Genomic DNA, 5803 nt, shown 5'->3' on the forward strand with positions numbered 1-5803 from the left:
CCGCAGCCGCCTGCTCGTCGAGCGCAGCGTGCTCGACGCCTTCCTCGAGCGGCTCGAGCCCGCCGTCGCCGCCTGGCGGGTCGGTGACCCGCGCGGCGAGGACGTCGACATGGGCCCGCTCGTCAGCGCCGAGCACCGCGAGCGCGTCGCCTCCTTCGTCGACGGCTCCACGCCGGTCGCCTTCCGCGGCGCCGCGCCCGACGGTCCCGGGTTCTGGTTCGCGCCGGCCGTGCTGCTGCCCGACCGGGCGGACGACCGCGTGCTCACCGAGGAGATCTTCGGCCCCGTCGTCGCCGTGCAGGCGTTCGACGGGGAGGCGGAGGCGGTCCGCCTCGCGAACGCGAGCGCGTACGGGCTCTCCGGCTCGATCTGGACCCGCGACCTCGGCCGCGGCATCCGCGTCTCGCGCGCGGTGCGCTCCGGCGCGCTGTCCGTCAACTCCAACTCCTCCGTCCGCTACACGACGCCGTTCGGCGGCATGAAGCGGTCGGGCATCGGCCGCGAGCTGGGGCCGGACGCCCCGCTCGCGTTCACCGCGACGAAGAACGTCTACTACGCGACCGGAGAGGTCTGACATGCCCGTCGTCCCCATCGACCTCACCGCCCGCCTGCGCGACCGCGTCGCCGTCGTCACCGGCGGCGCCAGCGGCATCGGGCTCGCCACCGCCAGGCGCCTCGCCGCCGAGGGCGCCCGCGTCGTGATCGCCGACCTCGACCCGGAGGCGGGCCGCGCGGCCGCCGAGGAGGTCGAGGGCTCCTTCGTCCGCACGGACGTCGCGGAGAAGGGCGACGTCGACGCGCTGTTCGACTCCGTCGCGGAGACGCACGGCTCGGTCGACATCGCCTTCAACAACGCGGGCATCTCCCCGCCGGACGACGACTCGATCGAGACGACCGAGCTCGACGCGTGGGACCGCGTGCAGCTGGTGAACCTCACCTCCGTGTACCTGTGCTGCCGGGCCGCGCTGCGGCACATGGTGCCCGCGGGGCGAGGATCGATCATCAACACCGCGTCGTTCGTGGCGGTGCTCGGCAGCGCGACGAGCCAGATCTCCTACACCGCCTCGAAGGGCGGCGTCCTCGCGCTCAGCCGCGAGCTCGGCGTCCAGTTCGCCCGGCAGGGGGTGCGCGTCAACGCGCTCTGCCCCGGCCCCGTGAACACGCCGCTGCTGAAGGAGCTGTTCGCGAAGGACCCGGAGCGCGCCGCCCGCCGACTCGTGCACGTGCCGGTCGGCCGGTTCGCCGAGCCGGAGGAGCTCGCCGCGGCGGTCGCGTTCCTCGCCTCCGACGACGCGTCGTTCGTCACCGCCTCCACGTTCCTGGTCGACGGCGGCATCTCCGCCGCCTACGTGACGCCGCTGTGAGGGGCGGCAGAATCGGCGCAGCCGCCGCCCCTCGCGGCGGCGTCGCCATGAGCGCGAGTACCCCGCTGTGACCGGCCCGTCCGGGGTGGATGCGCCGTCCGCGGCGGAGGCGATCTTCCGGCCCGTCCGCACGGGCAACGCGTTCGAGGAGACGCTGGCCCGCCTGCTGCAGGCGGTGCGGCTCGGCATCGTGCCGCCGGGGGAGGCGCTGCCGCCGGAGCGCGAGCTCGCCGCGCGCCTCGGCGTCAGCCGCGACGTGCTGCGAGAGGCGATCAAGGCGCTCGCGGATGCCGGCTACCTGGAGAGCCGTCGCGGCCGCTACGGCGGCACCTTCGTGCGCACCGATCTCGAGGACGCCGTGTCGCCCGCCGCCGCGAGGCCGCCGGGCGAGCTGGCCGATGTGCTCGGTCTGCGATCGGTGCTGGAGGAGGGGGCGGTCGCCGCGGCCGCCTCCCGCGCCCTGACCGCGGAGGAGCGGGAGGGGCTGTGGTCGCGGCTGCTCGAGACGAGCGCGAGCGGCGCGCCCGACTACCGGCGCACCGACTCGCGGCTGCACCTGACGATCGGCGAGCTGGCGGGCGTGCCGTCGCTGCTGCCGCTGCTCGCCGACGTCCGCGATCGGGCGAACGCGCTGCTCGACGAGATCCCGCTGCTCGAGCCGAACCTCGCGCACTCGAACGCGCAGCACGAGGCGATCGTGCAGGCCGTGCTGCGCGGCGACCCCGCCGCGGCCCGCCGCCTGATGCACGAGCACCTCGAGGGGACCGCCGCGCTCCTCCGCGCCTTCCTCGACTGAGGGGGTGCTACTGCTTGCTCTTCTTCGGCTTCTTGCGCGGGTCCTTCAGCTTCGGGCCCGCGGCGTGGGTGGCCGCCGCCGGGTCGAGCGACTCCATCCGCACCGTGCCGATGGCGACGACGAGGGTGAGGCCCCAGGCGATCCAGGTCAGGTAGGTGCGCCAGTCGGTCTCGCTGCGCCGGCTCTGCCGGAACGCCGAGACGCCCGAGAGGACGGAGGAGATGATCGCGCCGTTGATCAGGTACTTGCGCAGGGTGCCCATGAGCACGGGACCCTACTGGTCCTGCCCCCCGGGGACTGGACGTCCCCCGAACGCGGGCCGGGAGGGACGACGCGACTGACCGATCGTGCAGTACGCTGACCGATCGTGCAGGACAGGATCAGGGACCTCGGCGGGTCGGCGCCGCTGCTGCAGTCCGCGCTTCGGCAGTTCGCGACCGTCGGCTTCGACGGCGCATCCCTGCAGCGCATCGCGGCCGACGCCGGGCTGTCGAAGTCCAGCGTGCTCTACCACTTCGGCAGCAAGGAGGCGCTGCTCGACGCCGCGCTCCGCCCCGCCGTGGAGGAGCTGGCGCAGCTGGTCGACGAGATCGTCGCGCTCTCCGACGACCCATCGCGGCAGGCGTTCCTGGTGCGCTTCGTCGACTACCTCTTCGAGCACCGCCTCGCGATCGCGGTCATCTTCAACCACGGCCAGGCGCTCGCGGGGCACGCGGTCGTCGACCGCGCCGACGCCCTGGTGCGTCACCTCGCGGTCTGTCTGAAGCCGGCCGGCGGCGGCGACCACGACACCCTCCGCTTCGGCGTGGCCCTCGCCGGAGCCGCCTTCATGCTCGTCGCCGCCGACCGCTGGGCCCCCGACCACGTGCCGGAGGACGAGCTGCGCGCCGGCCTCGTCGACGTCCTCGGCGAGTTCGTCCTCGGCCGCCAGGCCGCCCTGCCCTCCTGATCACCTCCCGCCACCCGCGACACCGCCGCCGCACCCCACCCCACCTCGAGGACGGCACCCATGACCGCGTTCCTGCACCGGCTCGGCCGGCTGAGCCACGCCCACCCGTGGCGCGTGCTCGCCGCCTGGATCCTGATCATCCTCGCCGTGGCGGGCGCCGGCTTCGGGTTCGGCGGCAAGCTGAGCGACGGCTTCACCATCCCCGGCACGGAGTCCCAGAACGCGCTCGACCGCCTCGACGCGGTCTTCCCCCAGGCGGCGGGCGCCAGCGCCAGCGCCATCCTGGTCGCGCCGGCCGGCACCCGCATCGACGAGGGCGCGGCGAAGACCGCTGTGACCGACACGATCGCCGCGATCGAGCGGATCGACGGCATCGAGACGGTCGGCAGCCCCTTCAGCGAGTACGCCGTCGACGCGGTCTCCGCCGACCGCCGCGCGGCGATCGTCTCGGTGCAGTTCTCCGGCGCCCAGGCGAGCGTGAAGCCGGCCACGCTCGACGCCCTGCGGGCGACCGCCTCCGTCGGCGAGCGCGCGGGCATGCAGGTCGCCTTCACCGGGCAGGTGTTCCAGGACAACTCCTTCGGGCCCTCGATCACGGAGGCGTTCGGCCTCGTGTTCGCCGCGATCGTGCTGATCGTCACGTTCGGCTCGCTGCTCGCGGCGGGCATGCCCCTGATCAGCGCCATCGTCGGCGTGCTGCTGTCGGTCGCGGCGCTGCTGCTCGCCGCGAACCTCACCGACGTGGCCAGCGCGAGCCTGACCCTGGCGCTGATGCTCGGCCTCGCGGTCGGCATCGACTACGGCCTGTTCGTCATCTCCCGCTACCGGGATCAGCTGGCGCTCGACGTGCCCATCGGCGAGGCCCTGCCGAAGGCGGTCGCGACCGCCGGCACCGCGGTCGTGTTCGCCGGCGTGACGGTGATCATCGCGCTGCTCGGCCTGCTGATCGTCGGCATCCCCTTCCTGTCCGTGATGGGCGTCGGCGCCGCCTTCGCCGTGTTCCTGGGCGTCTGCGGCTCGACGACCCTGCTGCCCGCGGTGCTCGCGCTCGCGGGGAACCGACTGGTCCCGAAGCAGGGCTCCCGCCTCCGCGCCCGTGCGCTCGCGGCGGCGGAGGGGCGCACGCACACCCTCGGCGCCCGCTGGGGCGCGCTGGTCGAGAAGGCGCCCGCCCTGTTCATCGTGCTCGTCATCGCCGTGCTCGGGGTGCTCGCGGTCCCCGCCGCGTCAATGCGGCTCGCGCTGCCGACGAACGGCACGGAGGCGCCGGGCACCGGTCCACGGGTCGCCTACGACCTCACGACGAAGTACTTCGGCGAGGGCCGGAACGGTGCGCTCGTCCTGCTCATCGACGTGACGCAGAACAACGACTTCATCACCGACCTCGGACGCATGCAGGACCGGATCGCGGCGCTGCCCGACGTGAAGGCGGTCGGCAAGGCGACGCCGAACGCGACGCTCGACACCGCGATCATGCAGGTCATCCCCGAGTCCGGGCCCACGTCGGACAGGACGATCGCGCTCGTCCGCACGATCAGGGACCTGTCCGCCGGGTTCGAGCGGCAGTACGACATGCCCGTCTCGGTCACCGGCTCGACGGCCGTGCAGATCGACATCTCCGACCGGCTCGGCAGCGCGCTGGTGCCGTTCGTGCTCGTCGTCGTGGGCCTGTCGGTGATCCTGCTGATGGCCGTGTTCCGGTCGCTCGTCGTCCCGCTGAAGGCCGCCGTCGGGTTCCTGCTGTCGCTGTCGGCGAGCGTCGGCGCGACCGTCGCCGTGTTCCAGTGGGGCTGGGGCGCGAGCCTGCTGCACGTGGAGCCCGGGCCGCTGCTCAGCTTCCTGCCGATCCTCAGCGTCGCGATCATGTTCGGGCTGTCGATGGACTACGAGGTCTTCATCGTCTCCGGCATGCGCGAGACCTGGGCGCACACGGGCGACTACCGCGTCGCCGTGCGCCGCGGCTTCACCGGCGGCGTGCGGGTGGTCACCGCTGCGGCGCTGATCATGATCTTCGTCTTCGCGTCCTTCATCCCGGACGGCAGCGGCACGATCAAGCCGATCGCCTTCACGCTGGCGGTCGGCATCCTGCTCGACGCCTTCCTGATCCGCATGACGCTGGTTCCCGCGGTGATGCTGCTCTTCCGCCGCGCCGCCTGGTACCTGCCGCGGTGGCTGGACCGGCTGCTGCCGACGGTCGACATCGAGGGCGAGAGCATCGTGCGCCACACCGAGGACACGGCGTGGGCGGAGGGGGAGCGTCGCTGGGCGCTGTCGTCCGCCGGCCTCGTCGCCCCGGCGCCGTTCGCCACCGCGCCGCTCACCGTGCACGCGGAACGCGGCACCACGACCGTGATCGCCGTGCCGTCGGACGCGCGTCGCGGCGTCGTCGCGACGCTCACCGGTCATCTGCAGCCCGTGGCCGGCCGCGTGCAGGCCGCCGGCGCGGTGGCCCCCTCCGGCGCGCGCGAGCTGCGTCAGGTGGCGGCGCCCGTGATCGACGACGGCTCCGCCGCCGACGCGACGCCCGCCGCGCTCGTCGCGGAGCGCCTCCGCTTCGCCCCCCACCGCCTGCGCACCGGCACCGTGCGGTCCTGGCTGGAGGTGCTGCCGGAGGCGGTCGTCCGCGACCGGCCGATCGCCCAGCTGCCGCCGGAGGAGCGCGGTGCGGTCGGCAAGGCCGCCAACCAGGCCCGG

At 73.8% G+C, this 5803-nt stretch carries 6 protein-coding genes; 5 read left to right on the top strand and 1 reads right to left on the bottom strand.

Going from position 1 to position 5803, the window contains the following annotated elements:
- The 3 genes from ACFE60_RS17060 to ACFE60_RS17070 form a co-directional block, all read left to right on the top strand.
- Positions 1-574 (top strand): aldehyde dehydrogenase family protein (locus tag ACFE60_RS17060; RefSeq protein WP_375390055.1); only part of this gene is annotated, 574 nt, incomplete at its 5' end.
- A 1-nt stretch (position 575) separates the two neighbouring features.
- Positions 576-1364: a 3-oxoacyl-ACP reductase gene (locus ACFE60_RS17065; protein WP_375390056.1), complete on the top strand. Its 789-nt coding sequence runs from the start codon at positions 576-578 to the stop codon at positions 1362-1364.
- A gap of 67 nt (positions 1365-1431) precedes the next feature.
- Positions 1432-2160: a FadR/GntR family transcriptional regulator gene (locus tag ACFE60_RS17070; protein ID WP_375390057.1), complete on the top strand. Its 729-nt coding sequence runs from the start codon at positions 1432-1434 to the stop codon at positions 2158-2160.
- 7 nt (positions 2161-2167) lie between these two features.
- Here the strand turns inward: ACFE60_RS17070 and ACFE60_RS17075 are convergent, their stop codons facing one another.
- Positions 2168-2422: a hypothetical protein gene (locus tag ACFE60_RS17075; RefSeq protein ID WP_375390058.1), complete on the bottom strand. Its 255-nt coding sequence runs from the start codon at positions 2420-2422 to the stop codon at positions 2168-2170.
- A 105-nt stretch (positions 2423-2527) separates the two neighbouring features.
- On the opposite strand from ACFE60_RS17075, the gene ACFE60_RS17080 reads away from it, so the two are divergent.
- Positions 2528-3109 carry a TetR/AcrR family transcriptional regulator gene (locus ACFE60_RS17080; protein ID WP_375390059.1) on the top strand — a complete coding sequence of 194 codons (582 nt, stop codon included), beginning with the start codon at positions 2528-2530 and terminating at the stop codon, positions 3107-3109.
- A gap of 60 nt (positions 3110-3169) precedes the next feature.
- The coding region (locus ACFE60_RS17085) for an MMPL family transporter (protein WP_375390060.1) at positions 3170-5803 on the top strand (2634 nt) is incomplete at its 3' end.

The sequence above is a fragment of the uncultured Amnibacterium sp. genome (genome assembly GCF_964245895.1).
Lineage (GTDB): Bacteria > Actinomycetota > Actinomycetes > Actinomycetales > Microbacteriaceae > Amnibacterium.